The 20,420-nt window shown below is 69.8% G+C and carries 17 protein-coding genes and 2 pseudogenes; 11 read left to right on the top strand and 8 right to left on the bottom strand.

Annotated elements, in window-relative coordinates; translation table 11 throughout:
* Positions 1 to 228: 228 nt before the first annotated feature.
* Positions 229 to 612 (bottom strand): annotated as a pseudogene (locus ACFYW7_RS38305) (IS5/IS1182 family transposase); the annotation flags it as partial.
* A 370-nt stretch (positions 613 to 982) separates the two neighbouring features.
* On the opposite strand from ACFYW7_RS38305, the gene ACFYW7_RS38300 reads away from it, so the two are divergent.
* Entirely contained in the window at positions 983 to 1,498 is a 516-nt protein-coding gene (locus tag ACFYW7_RS38300) for a DUF6328 family protein (protein WP_389511209.1), read from the top strand.
* Between the two features lie 423 nt (positions 1,499 to 1,921).
* Positions 1,922 to 2,899: an L-threonylcarbamoyladenylate synthase gene (locus ACFYW7_RS38295; RefSeq protein WP_389511207.1), complete on the top strand. Its 978-nt coding sequence runs from the start codon at positions 1,922 to 1,924 to the stop codon at positions 2,897 to 2,899.
* Between the two features lie 18 nt (positions 2,900 to 2,917).
* Here ACFYW7_RS38295 and ACFYW7_RS38290 read toward each other — a convergent pair whose 3' ends face one another.
* Positions 2,918 to 3,559, bottom strand: a complete 642-nt coding sequence (locus ACFYW7_RS38290) for a carbonic anhydrase (RefSeq protein ID WP_389511205.1) — start codon at positions 3,557 to 3,559, stop codon at positions 2,918 to 2,920.
* 280 nt (positions 3,560 to 3,839) lie between these two features.
* Here ACFYW7_RS38290 and ACFYW7_RS38285 point away from each other — a divergent pair.
* Positions 3,840 to 4,282 (top strand): annotated as a pseudogene (locus ACFYW7_RS38285) (pyruvate oxidase); the annotation flags it as partial.
* A 71-nt stretch (positions 4,283 to 4,353) separates the two neighbouring features.
* On the opposite strand, the gene ACFYW7_RS38280 reads toward ACFYW7_RS38285, so the two are convergent.
* A complete protein-coding gene (locus ACFYW7_RS38280; RefSeq protein ID WP_389511203.1) occupies positions 4,354 to 4,935 on the bottom strand; it encodes a recombinase family protein in 582 nt (193 codons plus the stop codon).
* A gap of 151 nt (positions 4,936 to 5,086) precedes the next feature.
* Positions 5,087 to 7,912 (bottom strand): NACHT domain-containing protein, encoded by a 2,826-nt coding sequence (locus tag ACFYW7_RS38275; protein WP_389511201.1) that lies wholly within the window; start codon positions 7,910 to 7,912, stop codon positions 5,087 to 5,089.
* A 209-nt stretch (positions 7,913 to 8,121) separates the two neighbouring features.
* Between ACFYW7_RS38275 and ACFYW7_RS38270 the strand changes: the two genes are divergently transcribed.
* On the top strand, positions 8,122 to 8,286 hold the full coding sequence (locus ACFYW7_RS38270; protein ID WP_389511199.1) for a hypothetical protein: 165 nt from the start codon (positions 8,122 to 8,124) through the stop codon (positions 8,284 to 8,286).
* A gap of 32 nt (positions 8,287 to 8,318) precedes the next feature.
* On the opposite strand, the gene ACFYW7_RS38265 is transcribed toward ACFYW7_RS38270, so the two are convergent.
* Positions 8,319 to 11,294 (bottom strand): Tn3 family transposase, encoded by a 2,976-nt coding sequence (locus ACFYW7_RS38265; RefSeq protein WP_389511197.1) that lies wholly within the window; start codon positions 11,292 to 11,294, stop codon positions 8,319 to 8,321.
* A gap of 378 nt (positions 11,295 to 11,672) precedes the next feature.
* Between ACFYW7_RS38265 and ACFYW7_RS38260 the strand changes: the two genes are divergently transcribed.
* From ACFYW7_RS38260 to ACFYW7_RS38230, 7 genes are all read left to right on the top strand, one after another.
* Complete coding sequence (locus ACFYW7_RS38260) at positions 11,673 to 12,161, top strand: hypothetical protein (RefSeq protein ID WP_389511195.1); 489 nt, start codon at positions 11,673 to 11,675, stop codon at positions 12,159 to 12,161.
* Positions 12,158 to 12,751, top strand: a complete 594-nt coding sequence (locus ACFYW7_RS38255) for a hypothetical protein (RefSeq protein ID WP_389511193.1) — start codon at positions 12,158 to 12,160, stop codon at positions 12,749 to 12,751. Before ACFYW7_RS38260 ends, ACFYW7_RS38255 begins: the two co-directional genes overlap by 4 nt.
* Before the next feature lie 166 nt (positions 12,752 to 12,917).
* On the top strand, positions 12,918 to 13,748 hold the full coding sequence (gene dapF, locus ACFYW7_RS38250; protein ID WP_389511191.1) for a diaminopimelate epimerase: 831 nt from the start codon (positions 12,918 to 12,920) through the stop codon (positions 13,746 to 13,748).
* Complete coding sequence (locus tag ACFYW7_RS38245; RefSeq protein WP_389511189.1) at positions 13,745 to 14,833, top strand: ATP-grasp domain-containing protein; 1,089 nt, start codon at positions 13,745 to 13,747, stop codon at positions 14,831 to 14,833. Before dapF ends, ACFYW7_RS38245 begins: the two co-directional genes overlap by 4 nt.
* Before the next feature lie 47 nt (positions 14,834 to 14,880).
* The gene (locus ACFYW7_RS38240; protein ID WP_389511187.1) at positions 14,881 to 15,408 is read left to right on the top strand and encodes a hypothetical protein; all 528 of its coding nucleotides are present in this window, start codon (positions 14,881 to 14,883) and stop codon (positions 15,406 to 15,408) included.
* On the top strand, positions 15,405 to 16,796 hold the full coding sequence (murF, locus tag ACFYW7_RS38235) for a UDP-N-acetylmuramoyl-tripeptide--D-alanyl-D-alanine ligase (protein WP_389511185.1): 1,392 nt from the start codon (positions 15,405 to 15,407) through the stop codon (positions 16,794 to 16,796). Before ACFYW7_RS38240 ends, murF begins: the two co-directional genes overlap by 4 nt.
* A 644-nt stretch (positions 16,797 to 17,440) precedes the next feature.
* The gene (locus ACFYW7_RS38230; RefSeq protein WP_389511183.1) at positions 17,441 to 17,731 is read left to right on the top strand and encodes a hypothetical protein; all 291 of its coding nucleotides are present in this window, start codon (positions 17,441 to 17,443) and stop codon (positions 17,729 to 17,731) included.
* Between the two features lie 173 nt (positions 17,732 to 17,904).
* Here ACFYW7_RS38230 and ACFYW7_RS38225 read toward each other — a convergent pair whose 3' ends face one another.
* The 3 genes from ACFYW7_RS38225 to ACFYW7_RS38215 form a co-directional block, all read right to left on the bottom strand.
* The gene (locus ACFYW7_RS38225; RefSeq protein WP_389511181.1) at positions 17,905 to 18,348 is read right to left on the bottom strand and encodes a hypothetical protein; all 444 of its coding nucleotides are present in this window, start codon (positions 18,346 to 18,348) and stop codon (positions 17,905 to 17,907) included.
* Between the two features lie 204 nt (positions 18,349 to 18,552).
* On the bottom strand, positions 18,553 to 18,762 hold the full coding sequence (locus ACFYW7_RS38220; RefSeq protein WP_389511179.1) for a hypothetical protein: 210 nt from the start codon (positions 18,760 to 18,762) through the stop codon (positions 18,553 to 18,555).
* Positions 18,762 to 20,261 carry a hypothetical protein gene (locus ACFYW7_RS38215; protein ID WP_389511176.1) on the bottom strand — a complete coding sequence of 500 codons (1,500 nt, stop codon included), beginning with the start codon at positions 20,259 to 20,261 and terminating at the stop codon, positions 18,762 to 18,764. Before ACFYW7_RS38215 ends, ACFYW7_RS38220 begins: the two co-directional genes overlap by 1 nt.
* Positions 20,262 to 20,420 lie beyond the last annotated feature (159 nt).

The following is a 20,420-nucleotide window of genomic DNA, read 5'->3' as shown; positions in this document are numbered from 1 at the left end:
CAATCACCACTTGCCCCTGCACACAGCGCACCATCCCGGACCTCCCCCAGACGTGGACCAGCACACGAACAACAAGACGACAAGACGGAAAGACGGCAAGACGGAAAACACGACAGCACACCGGACCCCCACAGACCAGCCCCGCAGACCAGCCCCCCACCCCCAGAAGCCACCCCACCCGCCCGCACAAGCAAAGAAAATATACCGGATGAGCGGTTTCTTTGCAAGAGCGGCGCGGACGTCCAGGACAGCTCCGGGCAAGACGGGCGAGGCCCATGGAAGACGTCCGGCCCCATCGGTGCATGCCTGGACGTTCATGCCGTGATTCCTCGCGCCTGCCCGAGTCGACGGCCGGTCGGCGGTGATCCGGCCTACGGGCAAAAGAGCGCCCTTGAGCCGGACGAACGCTTTCCCCGTCGCTTCGCGGACGGCTTGCTCGAGCGTGGATGCCAAGGCGGCCAGCAGGTCGACGGCTTCGGCGACGCACCGGCAGGCCGCGGCCGCGCCCACGCCGGACCCGGCCGCGAGCCGGGCGCAGGACCGCCCATTGCCCAGGTGAGCGAGAACGAGCGGCGCTTGCCGGCCGACGCTCGACCGGCACCGCCGGCCGCCTTCCGCAGTCTTCACATCAGAGTCGCCTGGCAGGTCTGCCCTCGAAACGACCGTCGATCCAGAAAAGGCCGACCTACGGAAACAGGGCGCTGTCCAGGACGGCTCGGACACCGCGACCACTCGAGCCGCCCGGACATGATCCGCTCGAAGGTTCGCGCTCCGTCGACCACGATTGCTTCCTGCACAATCCTGGGGTGGCTGGTCTGGTCGCCATGGCCACCTGCAGTCCCATGTATAGCGGCGCTCAACGCGAGGTCAAGGAAAAGCCAATTCGGAGTGCACGGCAGCGGCGAACGGGGGTATCCGCTCGCCCATACGGACGAGCACACCGGGAGGGGCCGTGGTGGACAGCGGGGTCGCGGAAGCGAGACTGGCGGCGAGGCAGGCGGAGGGCGCCGAACAGGCGCAGCGGGAGGAGTCCGAGGCCGAGCGGGCCGACCGGCAGTGGAACGAACTGATGCAGGAGATCCGGGTCGCGCAGACCGGCGTCCAGATCCTCTTCGGCTTTCTGCTGAGCGTGGCGTTCACCCCGGCCTTCGGGCACCTGTCGCACGCGGACCGGTTCATCTACATCGCGACGGTCGTCCTCGGTGCGACAGCGACCGGCGCCCTCATCGCGCCGGTCCCCTTCCACCGGCTCATCTCCGGCCGCAGCATCAAGGCGCAGGCGGTGCGCTGGGCGGCACGGCTCATCTTCCTCGGCCTGGCGCTGCTGGTCGCCACGCTCACCTCTGCCCTGTTCCTGATCCTGCGGGTGGCTACGCACGACGGCTTCGTACCCTGGCTGGTGGGCACGGTGGTGGCCTGGTATCTCGCGTGCTGGGTCGCGCTGCCGCTGTGGGCACGGCACCGGTACACCACGGTGGCAGAGGAGCCCGCCGGCTGACGGGACCGCCGACGGCCCGCAGTGTCAGTCCCATCCTGGAGTCGTCGTGCACCACCCCGCCCAGGAGCAGCTCAGCCTGTTCGTGCGGGCTGCGGGAACAGACGGAGCGCAAGACCCGCTGCCGCTCGGCCCGCGGTCAAAAGCCGGTGACACCCCCATGCCTCGAGCACTACTGGTGACAAAAGCGCGCCGACCTGGTGACAGCCAACTTGCTTTGCCCAGCCGAAAGTCGCAGGCCGGCAGACACCGATGGTGACAGCCAATGCGCCTTGGCCCATGAGCGCCTTCTCCGTCACCACCGAACACTGGGCCATCCGCCCCGCGCGGCATCATGGGGGCAGGTAGGGCGTGCATGGGCCTCGTCGTCATAGGACGACGAGATCAGGTACGCGGTGAACGGAACCGTGAGAGAGAAGTGCAAAGGTGACGTCAACAGCCACTGACATCGACAGGGCAGCGGGTGCGCTGCGCGCGGGGGGCCTGGTGGCCTTGCCGACCGAGACCGTCTACGGTCTGGGCGCGAACGCCGAGGACCCTGTCGCCGTTTCGCGGATCTTCCAGGTCAAGGGTCGGCCGCCCACTCACCCGCTGATCGTCCACATCGCCGCCGCTGACCAACTGGACGACTGGGTCCAGGAGGTGCCCGCGACCGCGCGCCTGCTGGCCGAACACTTCTGGCCCGGGCCGCTGACCCTGGTCCTGCGACGCGGCCATCGCGTGCCGCTCGAAGCCACTGGCGGTCTGGAGACGGTGGCGGTGCGCGTGCCCGACCACCCCGTGGCTCTCGCACTGCTGTCGGCCTTCGGCGGCGGGATCACGGCCCCTTCCGCCAACCGCTTCGGCTCGCTTAGCCCCACGACCGCGGACCACGTCCGGGCGGAGTTCGGTGACGCTGTCGATGTCGTCCTGGACGGCGGCTCCTGCCAGGTCGGCGTCGAGTCGACCATCGTCGACGTCACGGGCGAGACCCCGAGCATCCTGCGGCCAGGCGGGGTGACGCGTGAGGACCTCGAAGCGGTGCTGGGGCACCCGGTCACGGTCCCGGCCACGAGCGGTGTCCGGGTGCCGGGCCAGCACCCGTCGCACTACGCGCCGCGCGCGCGGGTCGTCCTCGTCGAGCCGGAGCAGGTCGTCGCCGAAGCCGAGCTCGCCCAGGAGGCGGGACACCAGGTGGGCGCCTTGCTTCCCCCGTGCCTCGCCAACCCTGTGGTGAAGGCGCACGCCGTGGTGGCCTTGCCCGGTTCGCTGGACGCCTACGCGCACGGTCTGTACGGGTTCCTGCGTGAACTCGACCAGCAGGGGTGCGACCTCATCATCGCGTCCCTGCCGGTGGAGGAGGGGCTGGGACTGGCGGTTGCCAACCGGCTTCGCCGGGCTGCGGGGCCCCGGCTCTCCGAGTGAGGGGCACGGCCGGGGCGGTCAGGATGCGGTGGGGACCTCCGCGTCGAGGCCGTGGGTGGCAACCAGCTGGGCACTGCCGTCCGACAGGCGGTAGGACAGCCCCACCACGGCGAGACGGCCGGCAGCCACCGCATCGGCCAGGACACGGGAGCGTTCCAGCAGCAGGTCCACTGTGTGCTCAATGTGCTCGGCCAGGATCTCTTCGGCCGTGTCACGTCCGGCGGCACGGGCTGCCAGCACGCTCGGGGTCACCCGTTCGACAACGTCCCGGACGAAGCCGCCCGGCGTCTGCCCGTTCTCCAGAGCGGAGCAGGCCGCAGCGACCGCGCCACACGAGTCGTGGCCCAGGACAACGACCAGCGGCGCGTTGAGAACGCTCACGCCGAACTCTATGGACCCGAGGACTTCAGTACCGGCGACGTGCCCGGCGGTACGGACCACGAACAGGTCACCCAGGCCACGGTCAAAGATGATCTCGGCAGCCAGTCGAGAGTCGGAGCACCCGAACACCACGGCGAAGGGCTGTTGGGACGGTGCGATCTCGGTACGGCGGGTGGCGTCCTGGTTCGGATGCTCGGGAGCGCCCGAGACGAAGCGCTGGTTACCGGCCATGAGCAGATCGAAGGCGTCGCCGGGCGTCGGGATCTGGATCTCAGTCATGGCCGCAGCCTACGAGGCGACACCCGCCGTCGCAGCCACTGACCCCGCCGGACGGCACCGGGTCAAACAACGGACACGACCCACCCAGGCATCACCCCCAAGCGCCGAGCGAAGACGGCCTCGATACGAAACCTCAGCACACAGCACAGATACCCGGCCCCGTAAGAGTCTCCAGCTGTCCGTTCGCCTTGCAAACCCGCACAACGAGCGAGACATTGCTGGTTGCGTCCAGGGAAGTGGTGTACGGGTTCGACCTGATCCGGGGATTTGCTCCGGCGTTGGGCCGGTGCCACTCTCCGAACCCGGCAGCGACTACTTCCAGGAGGCCGGCAACGACGCCCTCTTCAGCTACGTGGCCGTCTTCCGGGCGACCATCACCTCGCCCGACCAACTGCCGCAGATGTTGGAGACGGCGGTGCGCCACGCACTGGGCCGCAAGGGTGTCGCCGTCCTCACCGTGCCCGGCGACCTGGGCGAGCGTGAACTGACCGCCGACCGGCCGGCCCGGTTCTCCCTGAACGCCCCGGTGAGCCAGCCGGAGGAGTCCACCGCGCGGCGGACATCCTCGACCGGTCCGAGCGCGTCACCCTGCTCGTCGGCCAGGGAGCCCGGGCTGCGCGGGCGGACGTTCTCACCCTTGCCGACCGGCCGGCCGCGCCCATGGTGCTCACCCTGAGGGCCAAGGCCGGTTTCGAGGGCGACACCAATCCCTTCCAGATGGGGTGCCGCTAACGAACGTGTCACCAGCCCCAAGCGCCAAGGTTCCCGCTGGTGAGGGCGGTCTGCTGCGAGTCTCAGGGGCTGATGCGGGCGCGTTCGAGCACTCGATACACCGTCGCCCGACTGACGGAGAACAGCTCAGCGAGGTCGGCGATGGAGTGCTCGCCGGTGGCGTGCTGCTCGACCAGGTGAGCCTGCTGCCGGGCCGTCAGCTTGGGCTTCTTGCCCTTGAGCTTGCCCTTTGCCCTGGCGACGGCCATGCCCTCCCGGGTGCGCAGGCGTAGGAGGTCCACCTCGAACTCGGCGAAGGTGGCCAGGATGTTGAAGAACATCTTGCCCATGGGGTCGACAGGGTCGTAGATCGTGCCGCCGAGGGAGAGGCGGACGCCTCGGGCAACCAGGGAGTCGCCGATGTCGCGGGCGTCGGGCACCGAGCGGGCGAGCCGGTCGAGCTTGGGGACCACGAGGGTGTCGCCGGCGCGTACGGAGGCCAGGGCCTGGTCGAGGCCGGGGCGGTTGCGGTTGGTGCCGGTCAGTCCGCGGTCGAGGTAGATCCGGTCATCGGGGACGCCGAGGCCGATCAGAATCTCCCGCTGGGCGGTGAGGTCTTGGGCGTCGGTGGAGCAGCGGGCGTAGCCCGTGAGGAGTCCCGTCACGGTTCAGGAGTGTACGGATAGCCCCCCGCTGACCGGACAGATCACCGGACACCCTAAATGAGACGGCATCTGTCCAGGTCACCGTCTCCAGTTGTTCAAGATCGCGGCTGTTCGTTGGGGGATCCCCTAACGAACACTTTCATCACCCACCTCACCGCCCTGCCTCCCAGTCAATCTCGGCCAGCATCTCGGCCGCCCGCACACGGTCGTCGGCGTCGAGGGTGGGGTCGGTGGCGAGGGTCTCCAGCAGCCTTACGGCCTGTCCCCGGTAGCCGTCCAGCCAGGTCAGCGCCCAGGCCGCCCACACACGGTAGAAGGCGTCGAGGGTGGGGTCGGTGGCGAGGGTCTCCAGGAGTCTTGCGGCCGGTTCCCGGTATCCGTCCAGCCGGCCCAGCGCCTGGGCCGCCTGCACGCGGGCCCGGGCGTGGAGGGTGGGGTCGGTGGCGAAGGTCTCCAGCAGCCTCACGGCCTGTCCCCGGTAGCCGTCCAGCCCGGCCAGTGCCTTGGCCGCACACACGCGGTAGAAGGCGTCGAAGGTGGGGTCGGTGGCGAGGGTCTCCAGGAGCCTTGCGGCCGGTTCCTGGTAGCCGTCCAGCCCGGCCAGCACCTCGGCCGCCTCTAGGCGGCGGTAGGCGTGGAGGGTGGGGTCGGTGGCGAGGGTCTCCAGGAGCCTCGCGGCCGGTTCCCGGTATCCGTCCAGCCCGGCCAGTGCCTTGGCCGCCCACACCCAGTAGTGAAGGTCAAGGGTGGTGAGGGTGGGGTCGGTGGCGAGGGTGGGGTCGGTGGCGAGGGTCTCCAGGACCCTCGCGGCCGGTTCCCGGTATCCGTCCAGCCCGGCCAGCACCTCGGCCGCCCACACGCGGGCCCGGGCGTCGAGGGTGGGGTCGGTGGCGAGGGTCTTCAGGAGTCTTGCGGCCGGTTTCCGGTAGCCGTCCAGCCCGGCCAGCACCTCGGCCGCCCGCACACAGTCGTCGGGGTGGAGGGTAAGGGCGGTGATGTAGCGGGTGAGTTGGTGGGCGGTTGATTCAATGGGGAGGTTGGTCCTGAGCTGCACCTGCCGCAACAGGAAGGGGCACGCGTCCTCTTCCTCTTCCGGTGATGCGGTGAGGTTTTCCAGACAGGTGTCGGTTTCCTGGCTGATCTCGTCGTCGGGGGTGAGGAGGCCGTCGAGAAGGAAACCGAGGTAGGACGGCTCCAGATCACGCCAGCGGAGCGAGGGGCCCGCAGCGTGGAAGAGCGCGTGGAGTGTTTGGCGGCGGGCCTGCTTGTCGCGGGTTCGGTGGCGGGCGGCGTGGTATTCGAGGAAGGTCTGGTGGGGGAAGCCGAGGCCGTCCGCGTGGTGGACCAGCAGGCCGGTGTGCCGCAGCAGGTCTTCCAGGAACGCCTCCCAGCGCTCCGGGCGGACGTTGCCGGGGCGGTGGACTGCCTCATGGGATGCCAGTGCCGTGGCGACCGGGATGTGGTGGCCGGTGAGCAATTGGTGAGCCAGGTGGTCGATCAGCTCCGGGAGCTGTTCGTGGACGCGCCGTGCGGCCGCTTCGGTATCTTTACGCGCCCGCGGGTTTTGGAGGCCTTCCACGAGGTGTCTGATCGCCTCGTTGTGGCTGTCTGCGACGCGTTTGCTCTGGTTGTTCTCGTAGACCAGGCCGGTGAATTCCGCGTACACCGCGCTGCGGCCGTCGGGCAGTGGGCGTCCGGGCCGGGCGAGATGGAGCTGGCACAGCATGAACGCCATCAGCGGGGTACGGGCCAGCTCGTCCAGCCGGGCGTTGCGCAGCGCGTCGGTGAACTGCCGGGCGCGTCGGGCCGCCTCCTCCTGCGGCCAGCGGGTGCCGAAATATTGTTCGGTGTAGGTGTGCAGATCGTCGGCGGTGAAGGGCTGCAGGTCGTAGCGCGGCGCGGGGCGGCCGAGGGCGCGGTCGAGGATGTCGAGTTCGTTGTCGGTCAGGGGGCGGGTGGCCACCACGCATCGGTACAGTGGCGGGTCGCCCGCGACGGCGTTGGCCAGCTTCTCCAGCACTGCGCGGCGCTCGTCGGCGTTGGGGAGTTCGTCGAGGTCGTCGACGAGCAGGTGCCAGTGCGCCCCGGGGCACGGAGCCTGAAGGAAGCGGGTTTTGTCCAGTTCCGGGTGCCGTCCGTAGCGGCTGAGCCTTCGGGTGGCATCGGCGAGCGCATCGGGGACCTGCGTCTCCTCTCCGGCGAGGGTGCGTGCGCTCACCCAGACCGGGACGGCCGGGCCCGTTCTCCCTAACTTCTGCAACTTCTGCGTGGTGGCGAGCCATGCGTCGGCCGCATCGTGCAGCCGGGTGCGCAGCAGCGTGGATTTGCCGCCTCCCGGGCCTGCGATGAGCACGCAGACGCGGTCAGGCTTCTGGAAGATGGCCTCGGCAAGCTCGGCGGCGGCAGGGCCGCTTCCGCCTCCTTCACCGACGCCGTCGTCGGCGTGTCCGGCCCGGTCCGCGGGGCTGCTGTGCTGGCGCACGTAGACGTCGGCCAGGGAAGGCACGTAGGCGGTCCGGTCGAAGATCCCTGGGTACGGGTGCTTTTCGGCGGCCTTGCGGACGGCGTCGAGGTAGGCGCTCACCGCCCCGTCCAGGCCGCTCCCGCGCCGGGCGTCCTCGTGAAGCGTGTGCCACTCGCGGCGGAGTCTTCCTGCAGACCGCTGGTTGCCGGCCTGCCCGGTCCATTCCAGCATCACGGCGACCACGGACCACAGATCCTTGAAGTCCGGTGAGACGCTGGGTTCCTTCGGACCCTTCTGCTTGGGGAACCAGTCGTTGACCGTCTGGACCGACAGGTCCACCCCGCCGTTCGTGCGCGGCCAGGGCACGTCCTGCGGACGGCCTGCTGCACTGCGCTGGCGCCGGTTGGCCTCTTCCACCGCGGCCTTCTGCGTCCTGTCCCGCCGGCGCAGCTCTGCCTGGAGCAGCCCGAGTCGTCTGGCCAGCGCCTGCCGTCCCGAGCCAGGCTCTTCCACCGCGCTCACTGTCCTGCCTTCCCCTCGGGTGACGGATCCGATCCGGTGCGATCCGGCGGCCGAGGGCTGGCCAGCCATGTGACCTGGACGGATTGCTGCGGAAATCCGGCTGATCCGGCATCCATGGCTGGCGCCCATGGGTCCTGGCGAAGGTCCTCATGGCTGCCTCGTCCGGGGGCGGTCGAGGCTTCCTGCGGAAGGACTGACACATGGACATCTGGTGGGCAGCGGTGCTCGTGGCCGGGTTCGCGATCCTCGCGACCGCTGTGGTGATCATCACCGGCATGGCGCTGAAGGACACCGCTTCGCAGGACCGCGCCGACATCCTGCGCGCCGTCGCGGCATTCGTGCGGGAACTTCGCCGGCGTCGATGACGACCCAGGCCCGGCGGCCCACCGCCTCACAGTCATCGGCCCGCCACCGCTGGGCCGATGGCGAGGCGGGAACCGAGGTCGAGGCGGACCTCACCGTAGGGCCGCACGTGGGACCAGAACAGCGGGGTGAGGCCGCGGCGATCGGCAGGGCCGAGCAGACCGGCCCAGGAGGGCTCGGCGAGGACGTCCTGGAGCATCAGGGTGTTGACGTACACCAGCGACGCCTGCAGGATCCGCAGGCACAGCGCGGCCATCTCCACCTCCTCGCGCCGGTTGGTGGAGATCTCCCCGCCCTTGCCGTAGTAGATGACCGCGTTCGCCGCGTTCCAGGACTCCACCACGTTCAGGCCCTCCTCGATCTCCCGCTGGAGGCTGCGGTCACGTAAGTAGCGGGCGACAAAGCAGGTCCGCTGGGCGCGGCCGATCTCCAGCATCGCCTGGTAGGCGGGGTGGGAGGCGGCCCGCGTGAAGCGGGACAGGATCGCTTCGGTGGAGGCGGTGCCGGTGCGGATCGCGGTGGCGTACTTGATGACCTGGTCGTAGCTGGCGTCGATGACGTCCCAGCGGATCGGCCGGGTCAGCGCAGGCGTCAGGTTGGGGTAGGCGCCAGGCTCGCCGGCGTTCGGCCGGTACAGCCGCACCCGGTTGATCTGCTTGATCCGCGGCAGCAGGTCCACGTTCAAGAGCCGCGTGACCGCGAAGCCGATTTCGGACTGGCCATGGGAGTCCACATAGTTGCCCTCGACGCTCATCGTGGTGCCGTGCCGGATGGCGCCCTCGACCATCGCCGCTACCTCAGAAGCCGAGGCCCGCAGGGTCTGGGAGTGCACCACCACCGAGCCGCGCTCGACGTGCCAGTACACCAGGATGCCTCGGCCGCCGTATCGGGAGTGCCATTCGGTGAACAGGTTCTGGTCCCAGGAGCGGAAGTGGGTGGAGTCCGAGGCGACCGCCGTCGACCCGGTGCCCCACAGCCCGGCGTCGCGGGCGGCGAAGGTGGCGTTGGCGATCTCGACGGCGATCTGCCGGGCCGCCTCCGGGGTCAGGTAGCGGCGGCGGACATAGCGGATCTCCTCCTCGGTGTGGCCGTGCGCGCCGCCGGCCACCGACCGGATCCCCGCGTTCGTCCCGTAGGCGTAGATCGCGAGCATCAGGCGCTCGGCCAGCACCTCGGCAGGCAGGTGCCCGCTGCCCGCGACGGAAGCGACCGCTCTCAGGCAGCCGGTGCGCAGCACGGCCTCCTTGAGCATGTCGATCAGCGGCACCGTCTTCCACCGGCGGCCCACCTCGTTCTTGACTCGCCGCAGGCTGCGCGGCTCCTCGGACGCCTCCGGCGCGGTGAACTTGATCGCCCCGGCCTTGCGCTCGGTGATCTCTACCCAGTCCAGCTCCGGCAGGGCCTCATCGAGATCGGCCAGGGCCGCCTCCATCTCCTGGCGCAGCGATGTGGTGAAGGCTGCCGGGTCCAGCGGCTTGCGCAGCTCGCCGTAGTGCTCGGTACGGCGGGCCTCGAAATCCCTGGGCAGGTCCTCGTCCGGGTTGCGCCACCGTCCTGCGCCGACCACCCACACCTCCTTGCAGCGCAGCTGCTCGCGCAGTGCCTGGAAGGTGGCCACCTCGTACACCATGCGCACCACCCGGCGCCGCCCGCGCCTGTCGGCCCGGCAGACCACCTCCGCCCACTGACCGGTGGTGCCGCGGTGCTCAGGCGCGCTCTCCCCCAGCGGGTAGTAGGTGGTGTTCCCGGCCTTCGCGTACCGCTGCACCAGACCGAGCGCGTCAATCACCGGGCGATGGGCAACGTTGTTGGAGCAAAACTCCAGCACGCCCAGCAGCTCGACCAGGCCCTTGCGGTAGTGATTGGTGTACGACGCCTTCAGCGTCGTCTGCACCGTCCGCCGGTACACCGGCCCCTTCGTCTTGTACTCGTGCACCAGCTCCTTCAGCGTCTGCTCACCGCCCCGCACCGACGGGAAGACCACCTCGCGCACCTCGCCGTCCGGCTCGGCCAGCGAAGCCTCGGCGATAGCGAACAGGATGTTCTCCTTGCCCGACACCCGCTTGAAGGCGTTGACCAGCTCGTTCGTCACCTTCCGCTCGGCGCGGGCGCCGATCCGGTGCACCGTGGCGATCAACAGGTCCACCAGAGAGTCGGTGACCTCCCGCTCCCGCTCCACCAGCAGCGCGGCAAGCAGCGTCACCGCCGCTTCATCCGACCGCCGGCGCAGGTGGGACGGCGACTCGACGGCCGCCCGCTGCCGCCAGGACGCCAGCACCTTCGGCGCCACGTCCGAGAACAGCACCCCAGGCAGACCGATCGCCCGGATCGCCGTCAGCTTGCGGATTTCCCGCAGCATCGACTCCAGGCTGACATTGCCCGGCACCGCCTTGACCAAGGCCAGCACCGACTCCCCAGCAGCGTCGTCCCGGTCCTCGTCCTGCCCGGCCTCCGCCACCAGAGCAAGCACTCGGGCCCGCACGTCCACCGACAGCCGGGCCGCGATACGAGCGAACCACGTCTCCTCCGCCGTGTGCAGAGCCGAGCGGACCATTCGTGTGATCCGGTCCGGCGCCGACGGCTCGATGAACTCCTCACGGCAGTGCCTCAGCAGCTCCTCGCGCACCCGGTCCGCGTTCCGCTCGGCGTGCGCGACGTTGCCAGCCAGCCAGGCCGTCAGCTTCTCCGCATCCTGTACCGAGCACACCCGGAACCCCAGATGCTCGCGTATCTGGGCACGGTGGTACTCGATCGTGCTGCCAGTCCACTGGTACGAGCCGAACTCCGCAGCCGACACCTTCATCTGCCGGGCGACGAACTCCACCACCTCGTCCGGGAACTCCGCCCGGCCTCGGGGGAACCGGCCATGCCGGGTGTAGTACTTCAGCAGCAACGCGAACCCCAGCCGCGTCCCACCCCGCTTGCCCGCCACGAGCCCCAGTTCGCCCTCAAGCACCGTCCAGTGCTCGACCAACTCGTCCATCCCCACCAACTGCCGCCCCACAGCCACCGATCGTCCTCGCCAAGCCCTGCCCAGCACGGCCGTTCGCCCCTGCCGTCACCCATACGGGTGACGTACCGCAAGGCGGAGCCTGTTTGGGGCTCGTGACACGTTCGTTAGCGGCACCCCTAGAGCGCTGTCTCAATCAAGGTGCCCTCTACAGACGGTACTTAGCGGTTCCGAGGGAAGTCCGAGGAACGTCCGAGGAGATGCGTCAACCTCTCTCCCCAAAGCCGAGGTCGGTATGGGGGTGGATCCGTCTGCGCACGATTGCAACGCTCGTCCCAGTCCTCGCAGAGAGTGTCTGACCGAGCACAATCGCGAACCTGGGAGTCCCCCGTGAACCCGCCGAAGCAGCGCCCAGCCACCCCCGCAGAAAGAGCGGCCGTGCCACCACGCGCGAGCGCGGCCACGCTGCTGCCGTTTACGGAGGACAACCCCCGCTTCCCGCAGTTCTGGCCGCTCACCGCCAACGAGGGCGCGGGCCCGAATGCCCGGCTGCGCATGCGGCCCTGGCTCACGTACGCGCGCTGGAGCGGCAACATCGACCAGGCCGCGCGCGTCGCCGACAAGCTCGTCGACAACGCCGTCAAGCACGGCAAGCCGCTTCCCGGCGACATCGTGACCCTGCGGGTGTTCGGCCTCCCCGAAACCAACGAGCTGGCCATCGAGGCAGAGGACGCACTCCCCGAGTTCCCCGAGTTCGAGAAGGTCGCCAACCAGAGCGGTGAGCCTCAAGGCGTCCCCAAGGGACTGTGGTGGGTGGCCCACTACCACGGCCGCCTGACCTGGGACGTGACCAAAGACGACGGCGGCTTGATCATCGGCAAGAGAGTGCAGGCTGTCCTCCCCGCGACCTGGGACGGTGACGTGTGACGCGCACGCCTCTCCCCCAGCGCGCACAGCGCTGGCACGGCAGCACGCCGGCTGACCGCGTCGAGTTCACGGCGCGCACCGAGACCATCGCGGCCGGGGACGTCGCGCCGGACATGCACGGCCTGGCCTCGCGCGTGCGGAACCTGATGGACCTCCAGCGCGGAGCACCGCTGACACTGCCGTTAGGCGGCCGGTTCTTCGACATCGTCGTCACCGCCGCCGGCCCCGAGGCCTACGCCGCCGTACGGCTCATGGACGATGTCCAGCGCGTGCGCGGTGCGCGCCCCGGCATTGCGGCCTGCGGGCCGGTGATCGAGGACCCCGAACGCGACTGGCTCATCTGGCTCGTCCCCCCGGGCACCCACGAGACCTGGGAGCCCCACGGCTCCGCCACGTGCCTGGGAGCCCCGTACGAACTCGCCCTGCCTCCCCTGCGGCAGACGAAGCCGCCGGGCCCGTACTGGCTGCGCCCGTGCCGTGGTGACCGCCTTGTGCCGCCCCTGCCTCTGGCGGACTTCCTCGACCGGTTCCAGCCCGGCCCGATCCCGTATGAGGAACTCCGCGGGATGTTCCTGAGCGCCGTCTCCTGATCTCCGCGTGCGGCGGCGGAGTACACCCCCGAACCCACCGCCGCACGCGGTTCCACTCCCTGCCGCTGGCCCCTGACCTGGCAACCGGCGGCAGGGGCACAACCGCGCTGCCCATCACCCACCAGCTGCATGAACCCACCGGCCTGCCCAAAGGAGGAAGGACGACGTGCCCGAACAGTGCGTGCTGAGATTTCGGAAGGTCCACGGAGCCGGGAACGACTTCGTTCTCGTCACCGGTACCGCCGAAGACCTGGACAAGGACTGGGCCGACACGGCCAGACGTCTGTGCGCCCGGCGTACCGGCATCGGCGCCGACGGTCTGGTCATCAGTGCCCCGCTCACCACGGGCCCTGATCTGCGGGGGGGGGGGGTTGCCTGCTTCAACGCCGACGGTTCCGTCGCCACCATGTGCGGCAACGCCCTCAGATGCGCCGCCTGGTGCACGGCCAACGACTCCGGCGCCGCAGTGAAGGACATGCGCCTGGTCATGGCCGGCGTAGAACACCAAGCGCAGGTGCGGGATGACGGGGTGTGGGTGACAGCCGAAGTCGGCCCCGTCGAACCCCGCCGCGTCCAGGTCGTACTGGGCGGACGCCCCATCTGGTTCGACTCCGTACACACCGGCACCGAGCACGTGGTCGCGGTCGTACCCGACGTGGATGACATCGACGCCGTGGTCTACGGCCGACTGGTCCGCAACCATCATGACCTCGCGCCGCTGGGAACGAACGTCAACTTCATCCAGACTGCGGGCTCCCAGGAGCTGAAGATCCGCACCTACGAACGGGGCGTGGAGGCGGAGACGCTGTCGTGCGGCAGCGGAGCCGTCGCCGCCGTTGTGATCGCCGCGATGCGCGGGCTCGTCGCGGACAAGCAGGTCACCGTCCACAACCGTTCCGGGACGCCCCTGATGGTGCGCCCGCACGCCCAGCGCCGCGGCAAAGCCTTCTGGATCGGCGGCCCGGTGACCCAGACCTATGAAGGAGAACTCGGATGACCACGCTCATCGACCCCCTCGACGCCGCGGCGATCCACCGCGAGGCCCAGATGCTGCGTACCTGGCAGCACGGCCGTCCGGAACCACTGGACGTGGCGTTGATCTACGGCGGGTTATCCGCCGAGGACCGGCTCTACATCTCCGACAGCCCCACCAAGCAGATGTCGGTCACCGCCCTGTCGGAGGCCCTCATCGAAATCGGCGCCACCTTCAAGATCCTCGACCCGTGCGATCCCGGATTCATCCGCGACCTCCTCACCTTCGACGTGGCCCTGTCGAACCTGCACGGCCCCTACGGAGAAGACGGCCGTCTCCAGGGGCTGCTGGACTATCTGCGCATGCCGTACTGCGGCAGCGGGGTCGCCGCCTCGGCCGTCGCCGCCGACAAGATCCTGTGCAAGCGGGCCATGGAGAGCCTGGGCGTTCCCACTCCTGTCTCGCAGGTATGGAAGCCGGGTGTACCGGTCCGTTGGGAGGGCCGACCGGTGATGGTCAAACCGGCGCTCGGCGGCTCCAGCGTCGGCATGAGCCTGGTCCGCGACGAAACCGAGCTCGTCCCCGCTCTCGAACGCGCCTGGGAAACGGATCCCTCCCCGGTCCTGGTCGAGGAATACGTCACCGGCGTGCCCGTCACGGTCGGTCTGCTCCAGCTGCCCGGCGGGGTACTGGTGTTCCCGCCGCTGGCCACCCGGGTCCACGACGGCGAGTTCTACGACGCCGCGTCCAAGCTCGACGCCGGCGGCCAGGGAACCGTGTCCGTGGCCCTGGCCGACTTCCCCGCGCAGGTGCTGGACGCGCTGACCGGCCACGCACGCACCCTGTGGGAGGGGCTGGGCTGCCGCGGCGCGGCCCGCGTCGACTTCATGGTCACCGGCGACAGGACGGTGACCGCGCTGGAGGTGAACACGACTCCGGGCATGTCGCGGGAGTCGAACTTCGCCACCGGGGCCGCCCTGTGCGGCCTGAGCCACACCGATGTCGTACACGCCTTTCTCCACGAAGCGCTGACCCGACCCCCATACGATGGCCCCCTGCCCGTTCCCGTGCTGACCGCGTCAACGACCGTGCGGGAGAACGCTGCCTGACGCGACTTCAGGAGTCTGCTGCTGTGCCCCACGCCCACGATGTGCCCATGGTCCGCCAGCTCGTCGATCCCACCGAATGGGACCTCCACGGAGGATGGGCACTCGGAGACCGGACGGAGTGGTCCAACCGGGCGTGCGGCATGGCAGATCTGCGGATGATCCTGCTCGCCTACGGGCGCCAGGCCCCCTCGGTGACCGAGCTGCTGAAGCTCGGTGTCAAGCACGAGATCCTGACCGAGAGGGGCTGGCTCCACGCCGGTATCGCCGACCTGGCCACCGGCTTCGAGGTCCCCGGCCGCGCGGAGCCTCTCGCGGCCGGGGACCTCATCGGCGCTCTCGCCGACGCACCCGTGATCGTCTCGGTCACCGAACAGTTCCCCGACGACGGCCGCAAGGGCGGTCACCTGGTCATCGCCCGCGGCTACGCGGACGGCGAAGACCCGGACATCCTCATCCGCGATCCCTCCGCCTGGGGGCAGACCCACGACCGGGTGCCCCTCAGCCGTCTGGCCGCCTCCTACACCGGCCGCGCCGTCACCTTCGCTCCCCTCACTGCCGGAAGGACCGCCCAGTGATCACGCTGACGCTCACCGAGATCGCCGACGCCACCGGCGGCGTCCTGCACGATGCCCCGGACCCGCAGATGCGCATCACCGGCCGCAGCGCCAGCGACTCCCGCGAGGTCGGCCACGGCGGCATGTTCGTCGCCGTGGCCGGCGCCCGCGTGGACGGCCACGACTTCGTCGACCAGGCGGTGGCCACCGGCGCTTCCTGCGTGCTGGCCACCCGCCCGGTCGGTGTCCCCGCCGTCGTCGTCCCCGACGTCACCGCGGCCCTCGGCCGCCTCGCGCAGCACGTCCTGACCCGCACCGGCACGCAGATCATCGCGCTGACCGGCTCGGCCGGGAAGACGAGCACCAAGGACCTCCTGGCCCAGGTCCTCAGCCGTCACGGGGAAACCGTCGCCACACCCGGCTCCTTCAACACCGAGATCGGCCTGCCGCTGACCGTGATGCGCGCCGACGAATCCACCCGCTACCTGGTCCTGGAGATGGGCGCCCGCCACCGGGGCGACATCGCATATCTGGCCTCGCTGACCCCGCCGCAGATCGGCGTCGTCCTCAACGTCGGCTCCGCCCACGTCGGAGAGTTCGGCAGCCGGGAAGCCATCGCGACAGCCAAGGCGGAGCTGGTCGAGGCGCTGCCTGCAGCCGACCAGGACGGTGTCGCGGTCCTCAACGCCGACGACGAGCTCGTAGCCGCCATGGCCACCCGGACGACAGCCACCACCCTGATGTACGGAACCGCAGAGGGCGCCGCCATCCGCGCCACCGACATCGAGGTGACCGCGGGCCGCGCGTCGTTCGTCCTGCACACCCCGGACGGGCAGGCTCCCGTCACGTTGCGGCTGCTGGGCACCCACCAGGTCCACAACGGGCTCGCGGTCGCCGCGGTCGTCCACGCCCTCGGCATGGACACCGACCACATTGCCGCAGCCCTGTCCTCCGCCGAACCGGTATCGGCAGGCCGCCTCCAGGTCCTCGACCGCGCCGACGGCGTCACCATCATCAACGACGCCTTCAACGCCAACCCTGAGTCCATGCGCGCCGGGCTCGAAGCCCTCACCTCCCTCGCTCAAGGCCGCCGGACAGTGGCCGTACTGGGTGAGATGAAAGAACTCGGCGACACCGCCAAGGCAGCCCACGCCGACGTCGGCCAGCTAGTCGGGAACCTGGGGATCGACGTCCTGGTCACCGTCGGCACCACCGACGAAATGACCGCACTCGCCGACGCCGCCCGCCCGGCCTCGCCCCTGCGCGTCGAATCGGCCGACGACCCGGACGTACTGCTGCCCCTCCTGAACCGCCTGCTCACCGAAGGGGACATCGTCCTGGTGAAGGCCTCCAAGTCCGTCGGCCTGGAGAAGTTCGCGAACATCCTGCACGCCGAAGTACCGGCGTAGAGCGCCAGGTAAACATCCTTCACGACCAGCCCGCGCCCTGCCCTCGGGGCCTCGTCGACGCCCGGGCTGGCTCTCTGAAGAAGAGCTGCGCACCGAACTATGCCGTCGCTACCAGCGCACCCCTAGCGCATCGAGAGCCTGGATCCGATCCGCGGCAAGACTGTCGTTACGGCGGGCAGCGCGCTGCGGGTTTGGCCGGAGCGGCATATGGACCGGCACTCTTCACTCGTTTGGACTAACGCCGTCACTCTCGCGAGTGACCTCTGAAAAATCCACGGGACGTTTCGGGCAAAAGCCGAATCCTGATCATTTGCCGAGGTCAGCGGCTTTTCGCACGTGCGAGGTCAGAGAAAACCGCGAGCTCGCCAGACACGAGCGTTGGAATCGGCATTCTTGCAGATCAGCACCCGCGCGGGACGCCGACCAGAAGCTCCAACAGAACACACTTGCCAGTACCCCAGGTCGGGGGTGACCTGTGCTTTTGCAGACACGGCGAGCCTCTGAGTGCCTCGATGAGCCTGATTTCATAGGCGTCGACGACCACGGACGTCAGCACGAAAAAGGGGCCGCCCCATGCCGGGAGCGACCCCAATGACCCCGTGAATCGCAGCTTCCAGGCAACGAGACTGACGGAGGTACCCCCAATGCATACCCCACAGCGCAATGATCGCGCCCCCCAGCAGCATTCCCCTCAGCAGGATTCCGGGCAGCACTGCCAGCAGCATTCCCGGCGTCCGCTCTTCACGATCGATGCGGCGTCGCGGACCGTCGCGGTCTATGCGGCGTCGCGGACCGTCGCGGCGACCGCTTCCAGCCTGGCAGTCCTGGCGGCGGCCGCAGCGGACTGGATCCCCGTCGAACCGGCGGCCGTATACGTGTTCTTCGCCGCGGCCACGGTGTTCCTCGCGGACTGCATTCAGTCCCGCCGCCGGTAAGGCCTGCCGGAGGAGGGGAGCACCGGGTTCGGGGCGCTTCCCCTCCGCCGGGGATGTTCAGGCGGCCTCGGCGCGCGGCACGCATTCGAGCGCGAGTTCGGCGAGGCTGGTCCGCCTGCCCTCCATCAGGTCGCTGGTGTCGGTCTCGGCGGCGCTCTCGTACGCGTCCGTGGTCATGATCGGGTCCCTTCGTCGTGGGTACGGGTCTCGTGCTGTTCGGCGGTCCGACGCTCGCATTCGGCGATCTGCTCGGCGCAGTGGCGCAGCAACAGGCGGTCGGTGGCCTCGCGGCTGTCGGTCAGACCGAGGCGGTGCAGCAGGTAGGCGCGCATCTCCCAGTCGACGGGCAGGTCCCAGCGCTCCTTGTCGACCGCGTCGTCGCCGGGCCAGTCCATGTGGACGACGACGTTCTCCCAGTCGGTCAGGTCCTCGGCGGCCCAGGTGCGGCGCTCGAAGTCGGTGGGGTAGGGCACGCCCGAGTGCTCCACGTAGGAGGGGTGGTCGGCGAGGACGGCGGCGGCGTAGTCGAGAGGGATGCCGCCGTGCTGGACGGCCCGCCCCCAGACGGCCAGTGCCTCGATCAGTGGGGGCGGATCGGATGGCTTCGGGTGGTGCATGGTCTGCGGGTCTCCTTCGGTGCCGCCCTGGGCTGGGGCCGGTGGCTACCGGGGGCCTTCGCCGGCCCCCGGGCCCCCGCTGCCCCGGCACCGCCCGGCGCGGACAGCGCTCCCGTGGTGCGGGTGCGTGCGCGCCGGACGGCACCGGGGACGTGGTCCCTGGCCTGGGCGGGTTCTAAATTTCCGACCGGAAATGAGGCGGGTTCAGTCGCTGTCTGGGTCGGTGCAGCCGGTGTCGAGCTGGAGGTAGGCGCGCTGGCCGTCGTCGTAGTCCCGGGCGGTGGTGGTGCGGAACGCGTGCTCCAGGGCATCGAGGACGGCCTTGACGCTCGCCTCGTCGCCGCAGATCCGGACGTCCGCGATGCCCGGCAGGTACGTGCGCTCGGTCCGCTCTCGGCGGGGACGGGCCGCCATCAGTGGAAACTCACACGCGCGACGACCGCCAGGAGCTCGCCCGCGTCGCCTGCGGCCTGGAGGGCTCCGGGGGCGTCGGCGTTCTTGACCGGTCCGGCGACCAGCATGTGCTGAGCGGTGTCGAGCAGGTCCCACGCTGCTGTCGGCAGGCTGACGGACTCGGCGGCCCGCCACAGTTCATGGTCGTCCTCGCCGTCCGGCCCGACGTGCACCAGACCTTGCAGGGACCGGTCGGAGATCCGGGCGCGCACGCGCCAACGCGGGTCCACCTCCGGCATCCCGTGCAGGCCCCAGTGCTCCCAGTCGGTGCGCCGTTCCAGGTCCTCGATCCCGGCGTCCTCGGTCTCCGGGTAGAGCACGAGCATCGGCAGGGGCCGCCCGTCGGGCGTGGCCGTCCGCATGAGGACCACGCCGTAGTTCGGGGCCAGGTAGTAGGGGTCGACGTCCTCGGGCAGGTCCAGGTCGTCCAGGGTGACGACCTGGACCCCGGCCTCCCGGAAGGCGTCCATCGGGTCGTCCGGCCGCTGCCGCGGGGGTGCTTCCATGAGGTCGCCGAGTCCGATGGCGGCATCCCGGGCTCCTTCCGAGGCGGCCCAGGCATCGAGCGCCTCGCGCAACAGGTCTGCGGCGTCGTCCTCGCTCAGCTCGTCGACGGCCTGGAGGAGGGCCTGGGCGCCGTCGGCGAGGAACTTGCCGTGCGCCTGCTCGATCCATGCCCGGACGGCCGGCCCGGCCGCGGGCCTCTCCCGGACGGGTTCACCCCTCGGCGTCAGGAAGACCGCGCCGGCCAGTCCGGCGAGGGTGGCCCGGCTGGCAACGACCTGGGGAGTGAGCTTCCTGCGGCAGGAGCCGCATCCGGCCCAGACCGCGCTGACCACTGTGGTCGCCAGTTCGTGGTCGATCTCCCAGCCCGGCACGTAGGGCAGCGTCCCCTCCATGAACCCGGTGTCGGGTCGGGTGTGGAAGTGCGCGGGTCCGTCCGGCGCGACGGCCGTGACGATGTCGGCGATCTGCTCCGGTGTGGCCCCGCCCACGGCCCAGTGGTCGAGCGCGTCATCCAGGAGCTCGGCGGCGGCCTCGTCATCCATCCTCATGACCGCAGCGAGCGCCTCGACCCCGGCGTCCCGGTCGGTCTTGGCCGCCTTCGCGAGTGGTTCCCATGACCTGGTGGTGGGCGAGGCGGCGGGGCCGGGCGGCAGGGGCAGCACGCCGTAGACGGCGGCGGCCAGGGCGGCGAGGGTCGGCCGGTGGCCCTTGACGACCTTGGCCGTCATGGTCTTCTGGCACGGCTGGCAGCCAATGCGGCAGGCGGCCACGAGCCGGGCCGCGAGGTCGGTGTCGACGTCCTCCCCGGCCAGGAACGGGAATCCGTTGAGGATCGCCATGTCCGGCAGCGGGGTGTGCGTGTGCGTGGCGTTCGCGGCCGCCGACGCGTGCGCGGCCCCAGTACGGCGCGACCTGTTCTGCGCGCGCTGCTTCTTCCCATGTCCCTTGACCACGGCAGTTCTCTCCTCGGAGCGGCGTGCAGCGGTTACCCATGACCCGATACACGCGCGGAGAAGGTGGTGGACTGCGCGGGCATACGGAAGCGTGTTGGTGAAGACCAACTCGGTGGTGCTCTCGCACTGATGCGCTGGGACGTCGTCCGTGAAGACGGT

This window comes from Streptomyces sp. NPDC002580, from assembly GCF_042889485.1.
Classification (GTDB): Bacteria; Actinomycetota; Actinomycetes; order Streptomycetales; family Streptomycetaceae; genus Streptomyces.
The sequence above is the reverse complement of the archived record's forward strand: the minus strand, read 5'-3'. Positions and strand labels throughout refer to the sequence as shown.

Bases quoted from the DNA above. Each gene is read 5' to 3' on its own strand.
- ACFYW7_RS38240 (WP_389511187.1), top strand. From the start codon at position 14,881: ATGGTCCGCCAGCTCGTCGATCCCACCGAATGGGACCTCCACGGAGGA.
- ACFYW7_RS38245 (WP_389511189.1), top strand. From the start codon at position 13,745: ATGACCACGCTCATCGACCCCCTCGACGCCGCGGCGATCCACCGCGAG.
- ACFYW7_RS38225 (WP_389511181.1), bottom strand. From the start codon at position 18,348: ATGCACCACCCGAAGCCATCCGATCCGCCCCCACTGATCGAGGCACTG.
- ACFYW7_RS38270 (WP_389511199.1), top strand. From the start codon at position 8,122: ATGGACATCTGGTGGGCAGCGGTGCTCGTGGCCGGGTTCGCGATCCTC.
- ACFYW7_RS38290 (WP_389511205.1), bottom strand. From the start codon at position 3,559: ATGACTGAGATCCAGATCCCGACGCCCGGCGACGCCTTCGATCTGCTC.
- ACFYW7_RS38230 (WP_389511183.1), top strand. From the start codon at position 17,441: ATGCATACCCCACAGCGCAATGATCGCGCCCCCCAGCAGCATTCCCCT.
- ACFYW7_RS38220 (WP_389511179.1), bottom strand. From the start codon at position 18,762: ATGGCGGCCCGTCCCCGCCGAGAGCGGACCGAGCGCACGTACCTGCCG.